The organism is Cellulosimicrobium sp. 4261 (assembly GCF_040546915.1).
In the GTDB taxonomy this organism is placed as follows: Bacteria; Actinomycetota; Actinomycetes; order Actinomycetales; family Cellulomonadaceae; genus Cellulosimicrobium; species Cellulosimicrobium cinnabarinum.
The window spans coordinates 180553-201433 of sequence record NZ_JBEPOQ010000006.1; the positions used below are offsets into that span (position 1 = coordinate 180553).

The 20881-nt window shown below is 71.4% G+C and carries 19 protein-coding genes; 17 read left to right on the top strand and 2 right to left on the bottom strand.

Features of this window, described 5'->3' with window-relative positions:
* Nucleotides 1-101 precede the first annotated feature (101 nt).
* The 15 genes from ABIE39_RS10445 to nrdF all read left to right on the top strand — a co-directional run bounded on the left by ABIE39_RS10445 (nucleotide 102) and on the right by nrdF (nucleotide 17734).
* Entirely contained in the window at nucleotides 102-791 is a 690-nt protein-coding gene (locus tag ABIE39_RS10445) for a TetR/AcrR family transcriptional regulator (protein WP_354051642.1), read from the top strand.
* The gene (locus ABIE39_RS10450) at nucleotides 788-1783 is read left to right on the top strand and encodes a YndJ family transporter (protein ID WP_354051644.1); all 996 of its coding nucleotides are present in this window, start codon (nucleotides 788-790) and stop codon (nucleotides 1781-1783) included. Before ABIE39_RS10445 ends, ABIE39_RS10450 begins: the two co-directional genes overlap by 4 nt.
* A complete protein-coding gene (locus ABIE39_RS10455; RefSeq protein ID WP_175009177.1) occupies nucleotides 1780-2301 on the top strand; it encodes a DUF1990 family protein in 522 nt (173 codons plus the stop codon). The genes ABIE39_RS10450 and ABIE39_RS10455 overlap by 4 nt, the downstream gene beginning before the upstream one ends.
* A 48-nt stretch (nucleotides 2302-2349) precedes the next feature.
* Nucleotides 2350-3630: an N-acetylglucosamine-6-phosphate deacetylase gene (locus tag ABIE39_RS10460; protein ID WP_354051645.1), complete on the top strand. Its 1281-nt coding sequence runs from the start codon at nucleotides 2350-2352 to the stop codon at nucleotides 3628-3630.
* 252 nt (nucleotides 3631-3882) lie between these two features.
* On the top strand, nucleotides 3883-4935 hold the full coding sequence (locus ABIE39_RS10465; protein WP_354051647.1) for a LacI family DNA-binding transcriptional regulator: 1053 nt from the start codon (nucleotides 3883-3885) through the stop codon (nucleotides 4933-4935).
* Between the two features lie 72 nt (nucleotides 4936-5007).
* Nucleotides 5008-6309 carry an ABC transporter substrate-binding protein gene (locus ABIE39_RS10470; RefSeq protein ID WP_354051649.1) on the top strand — a complete coding sequence of 434 codons (1302 nt, stop codon included), beginning with the start codon at nucleotides 5008-5010 and terminating at the stop codon, nucleotides 6307-6309.
* Between the two features lie 101 nt (nucleotides 6310-6410).
* A complete protein-coding gene (locus ABIE39_RS10475; protein WP_354051651.1) occupies nucleotides 6411-7400 on the top strand; it encodes a carbohydrate ABC transporter permease in 990 nt (329 codons plus the stop codon).
* Nucleotides 7400-8323: an ABC transporter permease subunit gene (locus ABIE39_RS10480; protein ID WP_175009180.1), complete on the top strand. Its 924-nt coding sequence runs from the start codon at nucleotides 7400-7402 to the stop codon at nucleotides 8321-8323. The genes ABIE39_RS10475 and ABIE39_RS10480 overlap by 1 nt, the downstream gene beginning before the upstream one ends.
* A 57-nt stretch (nucleotides 8324-8380) precedes the next feature.
* Complete coding sequence (yicI, locus tag ABIE39_RS10485) at nucleotides 8381-10678, top strand: alpha-xylosidase (RefSeq protein ID WP_175009181.1); 2298 nt, start codon at nucleotides 8381-8383, stop codon at nucleotides 10676-10678.
* 132 nt (nucleotides 10679-10810) lie between these two features.
* Complete coding sequence (locus ABIE39_RS10490) at nucleotides 10811-12301, top strand: GH1 family beta-glucosidase (protein WP_354051653.1); 1491 nt, start codon at nucleotides 10811-10813, stop codon at nucleotides 12299-12301.
* A gap of 722 nt (nucleotides 12302-13023) precedes the next feature.
* Nucleotides 13024-13269 carry a glutaredoxin-like protein NrdH gene (nrdH, locus tag ABIE39_RS10495; RefSeq protein WP_074807501.1) on the top strand — a complete coding sequence of 82 codons (246 nt, stop codon included), beginning with the start codon at nucleotides 13024-13026 and terminating at the stop codon, nucleotides 13267-13269.
* Between the two features lie 80 nt (nucleotides 13270-13349).
* The gene (gene nrdI / locus ABIE39_RS10500) at nucleotides 13350-13781 is read left to right on the top strand and encodes a class Ib ribonucleoside-diphosphate reductase assembly flavoprotein NrdI (protein WP_021480850.1); all 432 of its coding nucleotides are present in this window, start codon (nucleotides 13350-13352) and stop codon (nucleotides 13779-13781) included.
* On the top strand, nucleotides 13778-15937 hold the full coding sequence (gene nrdE, locus ABIE39_RS10505) for a class 1b ribonucleoside-diphosphate reductase subunit alpha (RefSeq protein ID WP_502914851.1): 2160 nt from the start codon (nucleotides 13778-13780) through the stop codon (nucleotides 15935-15937). The genes nrdI and nrdE overlap by 4 nt, the downstream gene beginning before the upstream one ends.
* A 10-nt stretch (nucleotides 15938-15947) precedes the next feature.
* A complete protein-coding gene (locus tag ABIE39_RS10510; protein WP_209829590.1) occupies nucleotides 15948-16757 on the top strand; it encodes an NUMOD3 domain-containing DNA-binding protein in 810 nt (269 codons plus the stop codon).
* Complete coding sequence (nrdF, locus tag ABIE39_RS10515) at nucleotides 16754-17734, top strand: class 1b ribonucleoside-diphosphate reductase subunit beta (RefSeq protein WP_021480852.1); 981 nt, start codon at nucleotides 16754-16756, stop codon at nucleotides 17732-17734. The genes ABIE39_RS10510 and nrdF overlap by 4 nt, the downstream gene beginning before the upstream one ends.
* Before the next feature lie 127 nt (nucleotides 17735-17861).
* On the opposite strand, the gene ABIE39_RS10520 is transcribed toward nrdF, so the two are convergent.
* Both ABIE39_RS10520 and ABIE39_RS10525 read right to left on the bottom strand, forming a co-directional pair.
* On the bottom strand, nucleotides 17862-18422 hold the full coding sequence (locus tag ABIE39_RS10520) for a phosphoribosyltransferase family protein (protein ID WP_175009185.1): 561 nt from the start codon (nucleotides 18420-18422) through the stop codon (nucleotides 17862-17864).
* Between the two features lie 103 nt (nucleotides 18423-18525).
* Complete coding sequence (locus tag ABIE39_RS10525; RefSeq protein ID WP_175009186.1) at nucleotides 18526-19503, bottom strand: FKBP-type peptidyl-prolyl cis-trans isomerase; 978 nt, start codon at nucleotides 19501-19503, stop codon at nucleotides 18526-18528.
* A gap of 199 nt (nucleotides 19504-19702) precedes the next feature.
* On the opposite strand from ABIE39_RS10525, the gene ABIE39_RS10530 reads away from it, so the two are divergent.
* Nucleotides 19703-20008 carry an Rv1322 family protein gene (locus tag ABIE39_RS10530; protein ID WP_209829591.1) on the top strand — a complete coding sequence of 102 codons (306 nt, stop codon included), beginning with the start codon at nucleotides 19703-19705 and terminating at the stop codon, nucleotides 20006-20008.
* Nucleotides 20009-20027: 19 nt separating this feature from the next.
* A complete protein-coding gene (locus ABIE39_RS10535) occupies nucleotides 20028-20879 on the top strand; it encodes an alpha/beta hydrolase (protein ID WP_354051657.1) in 852 nt (283 codons plus the stop codon).
* Nucleotides 20880-20881 lie beyond the last annotated feature (2 nt).

The window sequence follows — 20881 nt, forward strand, 5'->3', positions numbered from 1 at the left end:
CCACGGGATACGCCGGCGATCCGGACTCTGCGCCGTCCCTGCTCCGCACGTGCTGGTGTCGCGTCGTGGTATTTTTTGAACATGTTCAAAAAGAACCCGGCATGAGCGCCACGCCGAAGTCCGAGCGGACCCGCGCGCACCTGCGCGAGGTCGCGATCCGGATGCTGCGCGACGTCGGCTACGAGCGCACGACGATGCGTGCCGTCGCCGCGGAGGCGGGCGTGAGCACGGGGAACGCGTACTACCACTTCCCGTCGAAGGACGCGCTCGTCCAGGAGCTCTACCTCGACGTGCAGCGCGAGCACGCCGTGCTCGCCGCGCCGGTCCTCGCGGCGGGCGGGTCGCTCTCCGACCGGCTGCGCGGCGTGTGGGGCGCGGCGATCGACGCGTTCGCCCCGTTCCACGCGTTCGGCGCGGAGTTCGTCTCGGTCGCGATCCGTCCGGGCTCCGACGCGAGCCCGTTCTCGGCAGCGTCGACCGACGCGCGCGACCTCTCGCGGGACCTCTTCGAGGAGGTCGTGGCGGGGACGTCGTCGCGCGTGCCGGCGTACCTCCGCCCGCGCCTTCCCGAGCTGCTGTGGCTCGCGCAGCTCGGCATCACGCTCTTCTGGGTCTACGACTCGTCGCCCGGGTTCGCGCGCACGCGCCGCCTCGTCGACGGCGGCGCCGCGCTCGTCGGCAGCCTCGTCCGGCTCGCGCGCCTGCCGGTCGCCCGCGGCGTGGTCGACGACGCCCTGCGCCTCGTCCGGGACGTCTCGGCGCCGACCCCGGGCCGCGAGGTGTCGTCGTGAGCCCCGCGGGGGAGGCGGTGGTCGGGCTGCTCGTGGCGCTCGGCGCGGTGGTCGTGCTCCCGCTGGGGCTCCGGCTCCTCGGGCCGCAGGTCGTCCCGGCGCCGCGCAGCGCCGCCTGGCCGCTCGCCGGTGCCGCCGCCGTCGCGAGCCTTCTGCTGCCGCACAGCCGGCTGGCCGTCGTGCTGACGTTGCCCTTCGTGCTCGCGTCCGCCGTCCTGCTCGGGGCGGGCGTCCGTCTGGCGGTGCGGACGCTGCGCCCCGGGACGGGACGATCTCTCCGGCCGCGAGCACGCGCCGTCGCGCCCGGCGGCCGGGGTGAGATCCCGGGCGAGGTACCGCCGCGCGTCGACCTCGCCGCACGGGTGGCGACCGTGACCGCGCTCGTGCTGCCCGCGGTGGGGGCGAGCGCCCTCGTCGCCGAGCGGGCGGAGTGGGGGCTGCTCGGGTTCTCGGGCACCTACCTCGCGCTCACGGTGCCGCACATGCTCTACGCGGGCTTCGGGGCGGCGCTCGTCGCCGGGGCGGTCGCCCGGCTCGCCCCGGACGACCGGCTCGCGACGGCGGGCGCCTGGGGCGTCCCGGCCGGGACGGCGCTCGTGCTCGCCGGGTACTTCGTGGGCGACGTCGCCGAGCTCGTCGGGGCGGTCGTCCTCACCCTCGCGCTGTGGGCGACGGCGGCCGCCGTCGCGCGGTCGCTCGCACGACCGGGCGGACGACCGGCCGCGGCCCGGGTGCTGCTCGGGACGGCGGCCGTCGTCGTGAGCGCGTCGATGGTGCTCGCGCTGTGGTGGGCGGGTGGCGAGGCCCTCGGGTTCGCGCACCCGAGCCTCGACGTCATGGCCGCGACGCACGGGGTCGGGAACGCGCTCGGCTTCGTGCTGTGCGCGCTGCTCGGCGTCCGGCTGCTCGCGCGCGACGGCACGACCCCGGCCCCGGCAGGGGACTCGGACCCGACGAGCCCCCGCCCGGGGGCCGAGAGGAGCACGGCATGACGTTCACCTACCCCGAGGTCGGGGCGACGCGCACGGACCGCTGGCCCACCGGGTACCGGCACCTGCACGTGCGACGCCGCCTCACCGACCGCGCCCGGCCGCCCGAGGACCTCGCGCGGCTCGGCGAGCAGCTCCTCACGTGGCAGGTGCACGCCGCGGCACGCGTACGCCTCGAGACGGACGCCGCGGTCGCCGCCCCGGGCGTGCGGGTCACGACCCTGCTGGGTGTCGGGCGCCTGCGCCTGCACGAGCCGTGCGAGGTCGTGTGGGTCGAGCGCACCGAGGACCGCGTGGGCTTCGCCTACGGGACGCTCCCGGGGCACGCGTTCGTGGGGGAGGAGCGCTTCGCCGTCGAGCGCGACGACGCCGGCGACCTGTGGTGGCGCATCGACGTCTTCAGCCGGCCCGTGCTGTGGTGGGTGCGCCCGTTCTCGTTCGCCGTGCCGACGTTCCAGCGGCTGTTCGCGCTGCACCTCGGGCGCGGTGCGCGGCGGCTCCTCGAGGCGTCCGACGGCTGACCCGAGAGGTTTGCACGCCGGGTGTACGAAGTGCGCCAGAATGGCCTCATGACCGACGCCGACCGCAGCCCCCGTCCCGACCAGCAGCCCGGCACCGCGCGCGTCCTCGCGGGCCGCGTCGTCACTCCGGACGGGGTGCTCGACGACGGCGTCGTGGCCGTCCGCGACGGGCGGGTCGCGTGGGTCGGGCCGCGCGCGGGGGCGGCGGCCGCCGGGTTCCACGACGTCCCCGCGGGGGACGGGGCGACCCTGCTCCCGGGCCTCGTGGACGTGCACGACCACGGCGGCGGCGGATCGAGCTTCCCCGACGCCACGAGCGCGGCCGACGCGCTCGGCGGGGCCCGCGAGCACCTGCGGCACGGCACCACGAGCCTCGTCGCGTCGCTCGTGACCGCGCCGCGCGACGTCCTGCTCGCCCGCGCGGCGACGCTCGCCGACCTCGCGGAGGCGGGCGAGATCGTCGGCATCCACCTCGAGGGTCCGTTCCTCTCCGAGGTGCGGTGCGGCGCGCAGAACCCGCACGACATGCTCGACGGCGACCCGGGCCTCGTCCGGGAGATCGCCGCCGCGGCCCGCGGGTACCTGCGCACCATGACGGTCGCACCCGAGGTGCCGGGCGTCGTCGGGCCCGGGGGTGTGATCGAGACGCTCGTCGAGGTCGGCGCCGTGCCCTCGATCGGGCACACGGACGCGACCACCGAGCAGACCGAGGCGGCGATCGCGGCGGGCCTCGCGGCCTTCGCGGCCGCGGGCCGGCCGGGCGCGCGGCTCACCGCGACGCACCTGTTCAACGGGATGCGGCCGCTGCACCACCGCGAGCCCGGGCCCGTCGCCGCGTGCCTCGCGGCGGCCGCGCGCGGGGAGATGGTCGTCGAGCTCGTCGCCGACGGCACCCACCTCGCGCACGGCACGATCCGCAGCGTCGTCGAGCTCGTCGGCCCGCACGTCGGGGCGGACGGCGCGGTCGCCGGGCCCGACGCCGTCGCGCTCGTCACGGACGCGATGGCGGCGGCGGGCATGGCGGACGGCTCGTACGAGCTCGGCCCGATGCGCGTCACGGTCGCGCACGGTGTCGCGCGCCTCACCGAGGGCGGCGCGATCGCGGGCGGCACGTACCACCTGCTCGACGTCGTGCGCGAGACGGTCGCGGCGGGCGTGCCGCTCGTGGACGCGGTCCGCGCGGCGTCGTGGACCCCGGCCGGGGTGCTCGGCCTGGACGACCGCGGCGGCCTGGTCGCCGGGCTGCGGGCCGACGTCGTCGTGACGGACCCCGACCTGCGGGTGCGCGAGGTGCTGCGCGCCGGGGAGAGCGTCGACCTCTCGGTCTGACCCATCCGGCGCCCGAAGGGCGCGGGTCGAGCCGCCGGGCAGCAGTGCTGCCGCCCGGCGGCTCGTGCGCGTCCGGACGTCGCCGCAGGTCGGGGCGTCGCGTGGAACGAGAGAGCGTGCTCTCGCTCGACGGACTTGACTCCACCCATTTGTTCAACCAATACTCGTAACATCGAAGCGCTTCGACGACGCGTTTCGACGAAGCGCTTCGACGGCCGAGGCGCCGGACCGGACCACAGGGGAGTGGTGACGATGGCGACGATGCAGGACGTGGCGCGACGCGCGCAGGTCTCGCTGAGCACGGTCTCGTACGCCCTGTCCGGCACACGCCCGGTCTCCGACGCCACGCGCCGGCGCATCGAGGACGCCATGGCCGAGCTCGGCTACCAGCCCAACGCGATGGCCCGCGGGCTCGCGTCCCGCCGCAGCCACGTGCTGGCGCTCATCTACCCCGCGATGGAAAAGGGCCTCGGCGGCACGGTCGCCGAGTTCGTCTCGTCGGCGGCCCAGACGGCGCGCGAGAACGGCTACCACCTCGTCCTGTGGCCCTTCCGCACGACCCAGGCGGCGGAGGTCCGCGACCTCGTGCGCCAGGGGATGGCGGACGGCGTCCTGCTCATGGAGGTCGCGCTCGACGACGCGCGGGTCGACGTGCTGCACGAGGCCGGCGTCCCGTACACGATGATCGGCCGGACGCGCGACGTCTCCGACCGTCCGTCGGTCGACATCGACTTCGAGCGCACGACGGACGACGCGGTCCAGCACCTCGTCGACCTGGGCCACCGGCACGTGGCGCTCGTCAACCACTCGCAGGCGACGGCCGACGACGGCTACGCGCCGACGTTCCGCGCCGAGGAGGGCTTCGAGGCGGCGATGCGCCGTCGCGGGCTCGAACCGGTCGCGCTGCGCGTCGACGAGTCGCCGAGCGCGGGCCGCGACGCCGTCGCGACGCTGCTCGCACGCGAGCCCCGCCTCACGGCGTTCGTCACCATGAACGAGATCGCGACGTTCGGCGTCGTGGCCGAGCTCCAGCAGCGCGGCGTCGCGATCCCCGGCGACATGTCGATCCTGTCGATCGTCACGTCGCCCGGCGTCGGGGAGATGAGCAACCCGCCGCTCACCACGATGCACGCGCCCGGGGCCGAGCTCGGCCGCCTGGGCGTGCAGAAGCTGCTGTCCCTCGTGGACGGCTCCCGTCCGAGCACGCCGAACGTGCTCATCCCGTGCGTCCTCGAGCCCGGCAGCAGCGTCGCCCCCGCGGCGGGCCGGGCACCGGACGACGACCCCGAGCCCGCGGCTCGCTGAGAACCGACCGGCCGGGCGACGCCCGGCCGCCCTCCGGCCCCCCGCCGGACACTCGATGAGGAGGACACGCACATGCTGCGATCCCGGAAGATCTCGCTCGTCGCTGCCGTGGCAGCGCTCCCACTCGCCCTCGGGGCGTGCGGGAGCTCCGGCGGCAGCGGCGGGTCCGACGACCAGACCCTGACGATCTGGCACTACGAGAACGAGGACTCGGCCATGGGCCAGGCCTGGGCCAAGGCGATCGAGATCTTCGAGGAGGAGAACCCGGACGTCGACGTCGTCGTCGAGAAGCAGACGTTCGAGCAGATCCAGAAGAACGCCAAGATCGTCCTCACCGGCGACGACGTGCCGGACGTCATGGAGTACAACAAGGGCAACGCGACCGCCGGCCAGCTCGCCGCGCAGGGCCTGCTGACCCCGCTCACCGACGCGGCGACCGAGCGCGGCTGGGACGAGAAGCTCAGCGGCTCGCTCCAGACGACCGCGACCTACGACGACCAGGGCCTCATGGGCTCGGGCGAGTGGTACGGCGTCCCGAACTACGGCGAGTTCGTCCAGGTCTACTACAACAAGGACATGTTCGCCGAGCTCGGGCTCGAGGTACCGACGACGCTCGAGGAGCTCGAGACCGTCATGCAGGCCTTCAAGGCCCAGGGCGTCACGCCGCTCGCCGAGGCGGGCGCCGAGTACCCGATGGGCCAGCTCTGGTACGAGCTCGTGCTCGCGAACGCGGACCGGGACTTCGTCGACCAGTACCAGCTCTTCGACGGCGACCCGGACTTCCACGGCCCCGAGATGACGCAGGCGACCGAGAAGCTCGACTCCTGGATCAAGGACGGCTACGTCGCGTCCGACTCCGCGGCGCTCACCGCCGAGGACATGGGCGTCTCCTTCATCAACGGCACCTACCCGATGATGGTCTCCGGCTCGTGGTGGTTCGGCCGCATCGTCGAGGAGATGGACGCCGACTGGGGTCAGTTCAACTTCCCCGGCAACACGCTCCAGGTCGGCTCGTCCGGCAACCTGTGGGTCGTCCCCGCGAACGCGGACTCGCCCGACCTCGCCGAGGAGTTCATCGACGTCACGCTGCGCCCCGAGGTGCAGGACATCCTCGCGGAGAAGGGCGGCCTGCCCGTCGCGGGTGACGCGTCCGTCATCACGGACGAGCGCACGCAGCAGCTCACGGAGAACTTCCAGGCGATCCTCGACGACGACGGCCTCGCGTTCTACCCCGACTGGCCCGTGCCCGGTTACTACGACGTGATCGTCAGCGAGCTCCAGTCGCTCATCAACCAGTCGAAGTCGCCGACCGAGGTGCTCGACGGCCTCGAGTCCGCCTACGTGGACGGCAAGGCGGACCTGCTCGACAGCTGAGCGGAACCGCCCGCCCCGGGCGGCCGGCCGGCACCCTCGTCGGCCGGCCGCCCGGGCACCACCCGAGCACCGCCCGAGGACCTCCCGCGAAAGAGACCGTCATGACCACCCGCACCGACACCGTGCCCGACGCCGGGCCCGGACCCGCGCGCGAGGCGTCGCGCGCGACCGCGGCCCGCCGCCGCCGTCGCCGGCCCGCCTGGCTCCCGTACCTGCCCTACCTCCTGCCCGGCGCGGTGGCGTTCGTCGTCGTGATCGGCTACCCGTTCGCGATGAACGTCTACTACAGCCTGTTCAAGTGGCGTGGCGGCATGGCGCCGATGCGCTGGTACGGGCTGGGGAACTACGCCGACCTGATGCACGACTCGGCGTTCTGGACCTCGTTCCAGAACTCCATCGCGATGATCCTCGCGATGGTGGTCGTGCCGACCCTCGTCGGCCTCGTGCTCGCCGCCGTGCTGTTCGACTACCTCGGCCGCCGGTTCGGGCCGCGCGTCGCGGCGTTCCTGCGCGCGACGTACTACCTGCCCCAGATCCTCCCGGTCGCCGTGGCCGGCGTGCTGTGGAACTGGATCCTCAACGCCCAGACCGGCGCGCTCAACGTCATGCTGCGCGGGATCGGGGTCGAGAACCCGCCGAACTGGCTGGGCGACACCTCGACCGCGCTGCCGAGCGTCATGCTCGTGCTCATCTGGGTGCAGATCGGCTACCCGGTGGTCATCTTCATGTCCGCGCTCCAGCGCGTGGACCCCGAGCTCTACGAGGCCGCCGAGCTCGACGGCGCCGGCTGGTGGCGGCGCTTCGGGGCCATCACGATCCCGCAGATCCGTCCCGAGACGTTCGTCGTCACGCTCACCTGCACCGTCGCGGCGCTCAAAGTCTTCGGACCGATCTACGTGCTCACGCGCGGCGGCCCCGAGAGCTCCACGCTCGTCCCGAGCTACTACTCGTACCTGAACTTCTTCGACAAGTCGAAGGTCGGCTACGGCGCCGCGGTGGCGACCGTGCTCACCCTCGTCATCATCGTCGTCGCCGTCGTGATCCTCGCGCTGCAGAGCCGCGCCGAGCGTCGTGAGCAGGAGGGCCGCTGATGTCCACCGTCACCACCACCCCCGCGGACGCGGTGGCGCCGGGCGCCGACGCGTCCCGCCCCCGCCGCGCCCTGCGTGCGACGCGGCAGGACGAGCGCTACCGCCGCGGGATCGGTCGCTGGTTCGTGCTCGCCGCGGCGGTCCTGGTCGCGCTCCTCATGCTGTCGCCGTTCGTCATCATGGTGCTCAACGCGTTCAAGTCCCCGGCCGAGTACTCCCAGGACGGGCCGCTGAGCATCCCGAGCGAGCTCTACCTCGACGGCGTCCAGAACTTCTGGACGCGCACGAACTTCCCGCAGAAGCTCTGGAACTCCGTCTTCATCTCGGCACTCGTCGCCGTGTTCGGGACGCTCCTGTCGCTCCTCAGCGCGTACGCGATCGGCGTCGGCCGCATCAAGGGCCGGCTGTGGATCGTCACGCTGTTCCTCGTGGCGAACATGCTGCCGCAGGAGGCGCTCATCTACCCGCTGTTCGACATGGCGCAGAAGGTCGGCCTGTCGAACTCGCAGTGGTCGATCATCATCATCTTCACGGTCATCCAGGCGGCGTTCGGCACCTACCTGCTCTCGTCCGTGCTCGGGACGTTCCCGCCCGCGCTCCTCGAGGCGGCGCAGCTCGACGGCGCCGGCCGCTGGCGCATCCTGTGGCAGGTCGTGTACCCGATCGTCCGGCCGACGCTCGGCGTCCTCATGATCTTCTTCTTCATCTGGACCTGGAACGAGTTCTTCATCCCGCTGGTCATGCTCACGACCAACGACACCCAGACGATCCCCATCGCGCTCGCGTCGCTCCAGGGCGACCGGATGATGGACGCCCCGACGACCAACGCGGGCGCGCTCGTCTCGCTGATCCCCGCGCTGATCTTCTTCCTCATCTTCCAGCGCACCCTCACCCGCGGCGTGACGGCCGGCGCCGTCAAGTGAGGCCCCCGGCCTGACGCCCCGAGACACCGATACGCACCGACGAAGGAAGCACCACCCATGAAGTTCACCGACGGGTACTGGCAGGTCCGACCGGGCATGCACCCGCTCTACGCGGTCGAGGTCGACGACGTCCGCGCGGACGAGGCGGCCGGCACGCTCACCGTGTACGCGCCGACGGCGAAGATCCGCGGCCGGGGCGACACGCTCAACCGCCCGATGCTCACGACGACGTACTCCTCGCCCGCGCCCGGCGTGATCCGCGTGCGCGTCGAGCACCACCAGGGCGCGGTACGCCGCGGCCCGGCGTTCCAGGTGACCGGCGAGCCCGGGTTCCGGCCCGAGGTCGAGGTGCACGACGACGTCGCGGTCCTGCGGTCCAAGGACCTCGCGGTGCGCGTGCACCGGGGCGACCGCTGGCGCGTGGACTTCGAGGCGGACGGCGAGGTCCTCACGTCCTCGCTGCCGAAGTCGGTCGGGCACGTCACGTCGGACGACGGCGGCGCGTGGACGCACGAGCAGCTCGCGCTCGAGCCGGGCGAGCTCGTCTACGGCCTGGGGGAGCGGTTCGGCCCGTTCGTCAAGAACGGCCAGGTGGTGGACATCTGGAACGAGGACGGCGGGACGTCGAGCGAGCAGGCGTACAAGTCCGTGCCGCTCTACCTCACGACCAAGGGCTACGGGGTGTTCGTCGAGCACCCGGAGAAGGTCTCGTTCGAGGTCGCCTCCGAGGTGAACACGCGCGTCCAGTTCTCCGTCGAGGGGCAGTCGCTGGAGTACCTGGTCATCCAGGGCCCCACCCCCAAGGACGTGCTGCGCCGGTACACCGCGCTGACGGGCCGCCCCGCGCGCGTGCCGGCGTGGTCGTTCGGGCTGTGGCTCACGACGTCGTTCACGACGAGCTACGACGAGCAGACCGTGAACGGCTTCATCGACGGCATGGCCGAGCGCGACCTGCCGCTGTCGGTGTTCCACTTCGACTGCTTCTGGATGCGCGAGTACCAGTGGGTCGACTTCGAGTGGGACCCGCGCACGTTCCCCGACCCCGAAGGCATGCTCCGGCGTCTGCACGACCGCGGGCTCAAGGTGTGCGTGTGGATCAACCCGTACGTCGCGCAGCGCTCGCCGCTCTTCGCGGAGGCCGCGGAGCAGGGCTTCCTCGTGAAGCGCGAGGACGGGTCCGTGTGGCAGTGGGACCTGTGGCAGGCCGGCATGGGGCTGGTGGACTTCACCAACCCGGACGCGACGGCGTGGTACGTGGGGAAGCTCGAGGGCCTGCTCGACCAGGGCGTCGACTGCTTCAAGACCGACTTCGGCGAGCGGATCCCCGTCGACGGGATCGCGTGGCACGACGGCTCCGACCCGCGCAAGATGCACAACTACTACGCCCAGCTCTACAACGAGGCCGTCTTCCGGCTGCTCGAGCGCAAGCGCGGCGAGGGCGACGCGGTGCTGTTCGCGCGGTCCGCGACCGCGGGCGGGCAGCAGTTCCCGGTGCACTGGGGCGGCGACTGCGACTCGACGTACGCGTCGATGGCCGAGTCGCTGCGCGGCGGCCTGTCGATGTCGATGTCCGGGTTCGGCTACTGGAGCCACGACATGGGCGGCTTCGAGGGCACGCCCGACCCGGGCGTGTTCAAGCGCTGGACGGCGTTCGGCCTGCTGTCGTCGCACTCGCGCCTGCACGGCTCGGGCTCGGTCCGGGTCCCGTGGGCGTTCGACGACGAGGCCGTCGACGTGACGCGGAAGTTCACGCACCTCAAGCTCTCGCTCATGCCGTACCTCGGGCGGGTGGCCGAGGAGGCGCACACCGACGGCGTGCCGATGATGCGCCCGCTCGTGCTCGAGCTCCCGCACGACCGCGCCGGGTACTCCGCGGACACGCAGTACCTGCTGGGCGACGCGCTCCTCGTCGCGCCGGTGTTCCGCGCGGACGGCCGCGTCGAGTACTACGTGCCGGAGGGCACGTGGACGCGTCTCGTCCAGCCCGACGACGGCGCCGCCCTGAGCGAGACCGTGACCGGCCCGCGCTGGGTCACCGAGACGCACGGGTTCGACTCGCTCCCGGTGCTCGTGCGCCCGGGGACCGTCCTCCCGGTCGGCGCCCGCACCGACCGGCCGGACTACGACTGGGCCGACGGCGTCACGCTGCACGCGTTCGAGCTGCCCGACGGCTACGACGAGCTCGTGGTCGTCCCGCCGTCGGACGGCGCGGCCGGGGCCACGTTCCGCGTGCGCCGGTCGGGTACGACCCTCACCGTCTCGTCCGACGACGCCCCCGCGGCCTGGTCCGTGCGGGCCGGCGCGGCGTCGGCCGAGGCGCACGGCGCGACGAGCGTGACGATCGACCTCGGCTGAGGACGTATCCTGGGCGGACGCACCATGGAAGCGCTCCCATGGTGCGTCCGCCCGGCGTCGGCCCGCGCCGAACCACCGACCCGACCACCGTCTCGGACCGCGTCGTCCGACGACCGACCAGCGAGGACCCTCGTGACCACCGACACCACCGCCCCCGTCGACGTCGACGCCCAGGCCGCGCCTGCGTCGTCGGGCCGCCGCACGTTCCCCACCGACTTCCTCTGGGGCTCCGCCACCGCCGCCTACCAGATCGAGGGCGCCGCCGCCGAGGGCGGACGCACGCCGTCCATCTGGGACACGTACTCCCACACCCCGGGCCGCACGCTCAACGGCGACACCGGCGACGTCGCGGACGACCACTACCACCGGTGGCAGGAGGACGTGCAGCACATCGCCGACCTCGGTCTCGGCGCGTACCGGTTCTCCATCTCGTGGTCGCGCGTGCAGCCGGGCGGCACCGGGCCGCTCAACCCCGAGGGCGTCGCGTTCTACTCGCGCCTCGTCGACGCGCTCCTCGAGAAGGGCGTCAAGCCCGTCGTCACGCTCTACCACTGGGACCTCCCGCAGGAGCTCGAGGACGCCGGCGGCTGGGCCAACCGCGACACGGCGTACGCGTTCGCCGAGTACGCCCGCCACATGGCGCGCGAGCTCGGCGACCGGATCGACACCTGGACGACGCTCAACGAGCCGTGGTGCTCCGCCTACCTCGGCTACGGCTCCGGCGTGCACGCGCCCGGCCGCACCGAGCCGGCCGCGGCGCTCGCGGCCGTGCACCACCTCAACCTCGCGCACGGCCTCGCCGTCCAGGCGATCCACGACGAGCTCGGCGAGGACGCGAAGACGTCCGTCACGCTCAACCTCCACGTCATCCGGCCCGACGACCCGTCGTCGGCCGCGGACCTCGACGCGGTGCGCAAGATCGACGCGCTCGCCAACCGCGCGTTCCTCGCCCCCATGCTCGACGGCGAGTACCCCGCCGACCTGCTCGCCGACACCGCGCACGTGAGCGACTGGTCGTTCGTGCAGGAGGGCGACCTCGAGACGGTGCGCCAGCCGCTGTCGATCCTCGGCGTCAACTACTACTCGACGGTGCGCGTGCGCCACTTCTCCGGCGAGGGCGAGCGGTCCGAGAACGACGGCCACGGCGCGTCGAGCCACAGCCCGTGGATCGGCGTCGACGACGTGGAGTTCGTCCAGCAGCCCGGCCCGTACACCGCCATGGGCTGGAACATCGAGCCCGCCGGCATGACCGAGCTGCTCGTCTCCGTGGCGAAGACGTACCCGCACCAGCCGATGATGGTCACCGAGAACGGCGCCGCGTTCGCCGACGAGGTCACGGTCGACGCCGACGGGACCGCCCGCGTGCACGACGACCGCCGCGTCGCCTACCTGCACGACCACGTCGACGCCGTGGGCGCCGCGATCGACGCCGGCGCCGACGTGCGCGGGTATTTCGCGTGGTCCCTGCTCGACAACTTCGAGTGGGGCTACGGGTACGAGCGCCGCTTCGGCATCATCCGCGTGGACTACGACACGCTCGAGCGCACGTGGAAGGACTCCGCGCACTGGTACCGCCGGCTCGCGGCGTCGAACGCGCTCCCGACGGTCGACGAGACCGCCTGACGGCGCTGAACGGCGCTGAACGGCGCTGCCCTGCCCGTCGGTGAGGCGGGCGGCGGTTCTGCGAGGGCCCGCCCGGTCGCACCGGGCGGGCCCTCGCGCGTCCAGGAGCCGCCGAGGTAGAGGCCTGGTAGACCGAGGGAGAACCCTGGTGCGCCGAGGGGGCACCGTGGTTGCAGGGCAGCCAGACCGAGGTGACCTTTCTCGCACGCCGCGCGTCGTCGCGCGACACGCCGAGGGAACGCGACACGCCGACGAGTTCCGCGCGCGTAAGGTCCGGATTGCGATGTTTCGGACGACGCCCCGGGAGGGTCGCACGACCGCGGACGCGTGCTCTCGGGGCGGCCTCGCGGGGTCGCACAGGGTGTGGACCGACACCGTCCCCACCCTGTGGACGGCGCGTCGCGGAGCGCGGGAACGAGCCGTTCGGACGCCTTCGGACGGTGGACGACGGGCTGTGGACGAAGCCCTCACGAGGCGTGTCAGAGGGTCCTGGGACTATGGATCCATGGCGCTTAGCACACCCGCCAGGGTGAAGTTCCACCACGACATCTAGTGCGGTGGCACGGTCTCGACCACTAGGTATAGTGGTTGCACACCCAGGGGGCCGGAGGCCTTCTGGCGAATCACACAGACGTAGTTCCACCGGTGTCCTTCGAGGTCAGAGAAGTTTCTCCCTCCCCGAGGACCGTCCCGGACGAGAGCGCGAGACGAGGAGCCACCCCATGAGCGTCACGGTCTACAGCAAGCCGGCCTGCGTCCAGTGCGACGCGACGTACCGCGCTCTCGACAAGAAGGGCATCGAGTACTCCGTCGTGGACATCACCCAGGACGCCGAGGCGCTCGAGCTCGTGCGCGGTCTCGGCTACCTGCAGGCGCCCGTGGTCGTGGCCGGGGACGAGCACTGGTCCGGGTTCCGCCCCGACCAGATCACCGCCCTCGCGCAGAAGGTCGCGCCGGTCGTCGCCTGACCGGTCTCCCCGCGGCGCCGCGAGGCGCCCGGACCACGTACGGAAGCAGGCGGAGCAGGGCAGGACGGAGGTGCGTCCCCGTGGGGTCGCTCGTGTACTTCTCCAGCGTCAGCGAGAACACGCACCGGTTCGTCCAGCGGCTCGACCTGCCGGCCCTCGGCATGGACGTCCAGCGCATCCCGCTGCGTCCGACCGAGGGCTTCCTGCGCGTCGAGGAGCCGTACGTGCTCATGGTCCCGACCTACGGGGGCGGCAACGAGGGCGGTGCCGTCCCGCGCCAGGTCGTGAAGTTCCTCAACGACGTGCACAACCGGTCGTTGATCCGCGGCGTCATCGCCGCCGGCAACACCAACTTCGGCGAGGCCTACTGCATCGCCGGCGACATCATCTCCGCGAAGTGCCAGGTGCCCTACCTGTACGCCTTCGAACTCCTGGGAACAGCCGAGGACGCCGCGCGCGTCCGCGACGGATTGGGACGATTTTGGCAACGACAGTCACGGATTCCGGCGTGAGCGTGGCAGGCGGTGGCACGGTCACCGAGGTGCCGCTGGCGAGCACCCAGCTCGACTTCCACGCGCTCAACGCGATGCTCAACCTCTACGGCCCGAACGGCGAGATCCAGTTCGACAAGGACCGTGAGGCCGCGCGGCAGTACTTCCTGCAGCACGTCAACCAGAACACCGTCTTCTTCCACGACCTCGCGGAGAAGCTGGACTACCTCGTCGAGAACAAGTACTACGACCCAGCCGTCCTCGCGAAGTACGACCGCGAGTTCGTGAAGTCGCTGTTCGAGTTCGCCTACGCCAAGAAGTTCCGCTTCGAGACGTTCCTCGGCGCCTTCAAGTACTACACGTCGTACACGCTCAAGACGTTCGACGGGAAGCGCTACCTCGAGCGCTTCGAGGACCGCGTCTGCATGGTCGCGCTCGGCCTCGCCGACGGCAACGAGCAGGCCGCGCTGGACATCGTCGAGGAGGTCATCTCGGGCCGCTTCCAGCCCGCGACCCCCACGTTCCTCAACGTCGGCAAGGCGCAGCGCGGCGAGCCCGTGTCCTGCTTCCTGCTGCGCATCGAGGACAACATGGAGTCCATCGCGCGCGGCATCAACTCCGCGCTGCAGCTCTCCAAGCGCGGCGGCGGCGTCGCCCTGCTCCTGTCGAACATCCGCGAGCACGGCGCGCCCATCAAGCACATCGAGAACCAGTCGTCCGGCGTCATCCCCGTGATGAAGCTGCTCGAGGACTCGTTCTCCTACGCGAACCAGCTCGGCGCGCGCCAGGGCGCCGGCGCCGTGTACCTGCACGCGCACCACCCCGACATCATGCGGTTCCTCGACACCAAGCGCGAGAACGCGGACGAGAAGATCCGCATCAAGACGCTGTCGCTCGGCGTCGTGATCCCGGACATCACGTTCGAGCTCGCGAAGAAGAACGAGGACATGTACCTCTTCTCGCCGTACGACGTCGAGCGCGTCTACGGCAAGCCGTTCGCCGACATCTCCGTCACCGAGAAGTACGACGAGATGGTCGACGACTCGCGCATCCGCAAGACGAAGATCAAGGCGCGCGACTTCTTCCAGACGATCGCCGAGCTCCAGTTCGAGTCCGGCTACCCGTACATCATGTTCGAGGACACGGTGAACAAGGCGAACCCGATCAAGGGCCGCATCACCCACTCGAACCTGTGCTCGGAGATCCTCCAGGTCTCGACGCCGTCGACGTTCAACGAGGACCTCTCGTACGACCACGTCGGCCGCGACATCTCCTGCAACCTCGGCTCGCTGAACATCGCCAAGACGATGGACTCGCCCGACTTCGCGAAGACGATCGACACCGCGATCCGCACGCTCACCGCGGTCTCCGACCAGACGAGCATCGAGTCGGTGCCGTCGATCAAGCGTGCCAACGAGTCCGGGCACGCGATCGGCCTCGGCCAGATGAACCTCCACGGCTACCTCGCGCGCGAGCGGATCCACTACGGGTCCGAGGAGGGCATCGACTTCACGAACATCTACTTCTACACGGTCGCCTACCACGCGATCGCGGCGTCGAACCGCCTCGCGATCGAGCGTGGGCGTGCGTTCGGCGGCTTCGAGGACTCGAAGTACGCGACGGGCGAGTACTTCGACAAGTACACCGACCGCGTGTGGGAGCCCGCGACCGAGCGCGTGCGCCGGCTCTTCGCCGACGCCGGCGTGCACATCCCGACCCAGGGCGACTGGGCAGCCCTCAAGGCCTCGGTCATGGAGCACGGGATCTACAACCAGAACCTCCAGGCCGTCCCGCCGACGGGCTCGATCTCCTACATCAACAACTCGACGTCCTCGATCCACCCGGTGCCGTCGAAGATCGAGATCCGCAAGGAGGGCAAGATCGGGCGCGTCTACTACCCGGCGCCCTACCTGACGAACGACAACCTCGAGTACTACGAGGACGCGTACGAGATCGGCTACGAGAAGATCATCGACACGTACGCCGCCGCGACGCAGCACGTCGACCAGGGCCTGAGCCTCACGCTGTTCTTCAAGGACACGGTCACGACGCGCGACGTCAACCGCGCGCAGATCTACGCGTGGCGCAAGGGCATCAAGACGCTCTACTACATCCGTCTCCGCCAGATGGCCCTCGAAGGGACCGAAGTGGAGAACTGCGTCTCCTGCATGCTGTGAGCGACGAACCGTGATCGACGAGATCCTCGCGGTCAGAGTCCCCGTCGGACTCGTGTATGGCATCCGCTTGCGCGAGTCCGACGAGTACCGCTACGTCGGGCTCACGACGAAGGCTGCGTCGCGTCGGCTTCGCCAGCACTTGCGGAACGCGCGCGATGGTCAGCGGACGCCGTTCTGCGACTGGCTTCGCAAGCATGGCGAGCATGATGTCGTGGTCGACGTCCTGGAGACGGCTCTCGGAGACCTGGAGTCGCTCGGTGAGTCTGAGATCGAGTGGATCGAGTTCTTGCGCGCCAGCGGGCATCGGCTGCTGAACGTGTCAGACGGCGGACTCGGTCCGACCGGAGTCGTCTGGACCGCGGAGCAGCGCGAGGCGGCTCGGGTCAGGTCGACAGGACGCAAGGGGGTCAGCCGCCCGGGTGAGCTCAACCCGTTCTTCGGTCACAAGCACTCGGACGAGCAGCGTGCTCTCTGGTCGGAGCAGCGCAAGGGGACGTTTGTCGGGCCGGAGAACCCCAACTACGGGAAGTTCGGGCCGGAGCACCCGAGCTACGGGCACACGATGTCGCCCGAGGCTCGCGCGGCGCTCTCGGCCATGCGGCGCGGTGAGCTGAACCCGAACTACGGTAGGACGGCGAGTGAGGAGACTCGTGCCAAGCGATCGGCCGCCCAGAAGGGTGTGCCCAAGCCGTCGAGCGCGCGAAGTGCTCACACCCGTCATCACACGAACAAGGGCCGCACCAGCCCGACGTGCAAGTTCTGTATCGCTGACGCGGAGCAGCAGTCCCCGCGTCTACCCGAAGGAGAGAATCCGGCATGAGTCCCACCGGGAAGCTCAAGCTCATCGATCGCGTGAGCGCGATCAACTGGAACCGTCTCGAGGACGAGAAGGACCTCGAGGTGTGGGACCGCCTCGTCGGGAACTTCTGGCTGCCCGAGAAGGTGCCGGTGTCGAACGACATCCAGTCGTGGAACACGCTCACCGCGCAGGAGCAGGAGCTCACGATGCGCGTGTTCACCGGCCTGACGCTGCTGGACACGATCCAGGGCACGGTCGGCGCGGTGTCGCTCATCCCCGACGCGATCACGCCGCACGAGGAGGCGGTGTACACCAACATCGCGTTCATGGAGTCGGTGCACGCCAAGAGCTACTCGTCGATCTTCTCGACGCTGTGCTCCACGCGCGAGATCGACGACGCGTTCCGCTGGTCGGAGGAGAACCCGAACCTCCAGCGCAAGGCCGAGATCGTCATGGAGTACTACAAGGGCGACTCGCCGCTCAAGCGCAAGGTCGCGAGCACGCTGCTCGAGTCGTTCCTCTTCTACTCCGGCTTCTACCTGCCGATGTACTGGTCGTCGCGCGCGAAGCTGACGAACACGGCCGACCTCATCCGCCTCATCATCCGTGACGAGGCCGTGCACGGGTACTACATCGGCTACAAGTTCCAGAAGGGCCTCGAGAAGCTCTCCCCGGAGGAGCGCGACGAGCTCAAGGCGTACACGTTCGAGCTGCTCTTCGAGCTCTACGAGAACGAGGTGCAGTACACGGAGGACCTCTACGACGGCGTCGGGCTGACCGAGGACGTCAAGAAGTTCCTGCGGTACAACGCCAACAAGGCGCTCATGAACCTCGGCTACGAGGCGCTCTTCCCCAAGGACGAGACGGACGTCAACCCGGCGATCCTCTCGGCGCTGTCGCCGAACGCCGACGAGAACCACGACTTCTTCTCCGGGTCCGGCTCGTCGTACGTCATCGGCAAGGCGGTCAACACCGAGGACGACGACTGGGACTTCTGATCCCCGCGCGACCCTGATCCACGACGAAGCGGCCGTCCCCCCACGGGGGCGGCCGCTTCGTCGTCGTCGAGCCGGCTCGGTCGTCGAGCCGGCTCGGTCGTCGAGCCGGCTCAGTCGTCCGGGCGGGTCAGTCGTTCGGCCGGGACTGCGCGCCCTCCACGGGCGGGTCGGCCGACCACGGGAACGTGATCCAGAGGTCGGTGTCCTTCCACGAGTAGTCCGGCTGGATGATCGTGCGCGGCTTCGTGTAGAGCACCGCGGAGCGGGCCTCGGCACCGTGGGTGCTGAGCATGTCCATGACCAGGGCGAGCGTCCGGCCGGAGTCGGCGACGTCGTCGACCACGAGCACGTGCGCGCCCGGCAGGTCGGACGTGTCCATGAGGGGCGGGAGCACGCGCGGGTCGGTGAGGGTCTGGCCGATGTCGGTGTAGAACTCGACGTTGAGCGTCCCGACGCCCTTGGTCCCGAGCGCGTACGCGACCGCGCCGCCGGGCAGGAGACCGCCGCGGGCGACCGCGACGACGACCTCCGGGCGGAACCCGCTCGCGACGACCTGCTCGGCGAGCTCGCGCGCGGCGACGCCGAAGGTCTCCCACGTGAGCACCTCGCGCTCGGGCGGGGCGGTCGAGGGGGTGGCGGCGGCGTCGTCGGGCACGGGTGGGACCGAGATCGTGGAGGCGTCCGTCATGCGTCGAGCCTACGACCCGCCCGCGCCGCGTCCCGACACGCCCCCGGACGCGCGGAGGGCCGCACCCCGAGCGGGGTGCGGCCCTCCGTGACGCGGCGGCAGGTCAGTAGGCCGCGAGGATGTCCACGACGAAGACGAGCGTCTCGCCCGCGAGCTCGTTCGTGTTCGTGTCGCTCTTCTCGCCGTAGCCGAGGGCCGGCGGGATGACGAGGAGCACCTGGCTCCCGACGGTCTGGCCGGACAGGCCCTGGGTCCAGCCGGCGACGACGCCGCTCAGCGGGAAGGTGGAGGGCTCGCCGCGGTCCCACGACGAGTCGAACTGCTCGCCGTCGAGCTTCCAGCCCGTGTAGTGCGCGATGACCGTCTGGTCCTCGGTGACCTCCGGGCCGGTGCCCTTGATGAGCGGCTGCACGACGAGCTCGGTCGGCGCGGTGTAGCCCTCGGGGATCTCGATCGACGGCTTGCCCGTGTCGTCGAGCGTGACGACCGGCAGCCCGTCGGCCGGTGTCACGGCCTCGCCCTCGGCGCGGTCCGGCACGTCGGCGGGGTCCGGAGCGACCGGGGCGTCCCGGACCTCGGTGACCTCGGCGACGGTGAGGACAGCGCTGCCGTCCTGCCCCGGTGCGGCGAACAGGAAGCGCGTGCCGACCTTCTTGCCGACCAGCGCCTCGAGCAGCTGGGGGTACACCTGGTCGTCGAGGACGATCTGCTGCGCCGAGTCGTCCTCCCACGTGGAGCCGAGCTTCGACGCGTCCGTGCCGGAGTACGCGGCCTGGTGCAGCGTCACCTCCTGGCCCTTCGCGATCTCGTCGCCGTCGCCGTCCCCGAGCGAGAGCGCGACCGGGCCCGAGACCTCGAGCGGGGCCTCGAACTCGACGGTGGGCTCGCTGCCGGGGTCGCCCGTGACCGTCACGGCCTCGAGCGCCGCGACGTCCTCGGGCGACGACGTCGCGCCGTCGGAGGCGGACGGGCTCGCCGACGTCTCGTCGTCGGAACCGCCGCCCTCCGACGAGCAGCCGGAGAGGACGAGGGCGGCGCCCAGGGTGAGCGCGGCGACGCCGCGCAGGGTGCGGTGCTTCACGAGGAGGGTCCTTCGGGTCGGGGGGGACGGCGGGGGCCGTCGGGTCTGGGCCGCACCCGCACGACGGCGGTCGTCGGCGCCCGGGGACGGGCCACCTCGCGGTCGGACGCCGGGTGCAGCACCGGCCCGGACACTCTAGCGGTCGCGGCTGGACGCCCGCTGGGAGGTCCCGGGCGGGTCCGCGGGGGAGAATGGACCCATGCCGTCCCGCCGACCGTCCCGCAAGCGACCCTGGGGCGCGGAGCCCGCGCCCCTCGACCTGGACCGCGCCTTCGGCGGCGCGCGCCGCGAGTCGGGAGCCGACGGCGAGTGGCAGGTCCGCACCGTGCGGGGCGGCGCGAAGACGTACCTCTGCCCGGGCTGCCAGCAGGAGATCCCGCCGGGCACGGGGCACGTCGTGGCGTGGCAGGAGGACTCCTTCTTCGGGGCCCAGACGGCGCTCGACCACCGTCGCCACTGGCACACGTCGTGCTGGGAGGCGCGCGGCCGCCGTCGGCCCCGGTAGACGCACTAGGCTCGGGACGATGAGCACCGCACCCGAGACCGCGCCCGACCCCGCCCGAGCCTCGACGGAGCCGACCCCCATCCGGTCGCTCAGCGTCCTGCCCGCGCGGCGCGAGGACGTCGAGCTGCACACCGCGGACGGCCTCACGCTCGTCGGCGAGCTGGCGCTCCCCGCGGACCGCGACCCGGTCGCGACCCTCGTCACGCTGCACCCCCTGCCGACGCACGGCGGGTACATGGACTCGCACGTCTACCGCAAGGCGGCGTGGCGCCTGCCGGCGCTCGCGGACCTCGCCGTGCTGCGGTTCAACACGCGCGGCACGTCGTCCCCGCGCGGGACGAGCGAGGGCGCGTTCGACGGCGGCGAGGCCGAGCGCTTCGATGTCGCGGCGGCGATCGAGTTCGCCGAGTTCCACGACCTCCCGAACCGGTGGCTCGTGGGGTGGTCGTTCGGCACGGAGCTCGCGCTCAAGCACGGCACGGACCCGGCGGTGGAGGGCGCGATCCTCCTCTCGCCCCCGCTGCACCGCGCGACGGACGCGGACCTCGACCGCTGGGACGCGTTCGGCAAGCCCCTCGTGGTCCTCGTGCCCGAGCTCGACGACTACCTGCGGCCCGACGAGGCGCGCCGGCGCTTCGCACGCGTGCGGAACGCCGAGGTGATCGGCGTCGAGGGCGCCAAGCACCTGTGGGTGGGGGAGTCGTCCGTGCGGCGTGTGCTCGACGAGATCGTGGGGCACGTGCGCCCCGGGTTCCCGCTGCCGCTGCCGACCACGTGGGACGGCGAGGCCGGCGCGACCGCGGACCGCGACACGGCCGACTCGGACCAGGCGAGCTACGACGCGAGCCGGTCCGACGGCGTCGTCGACTGACA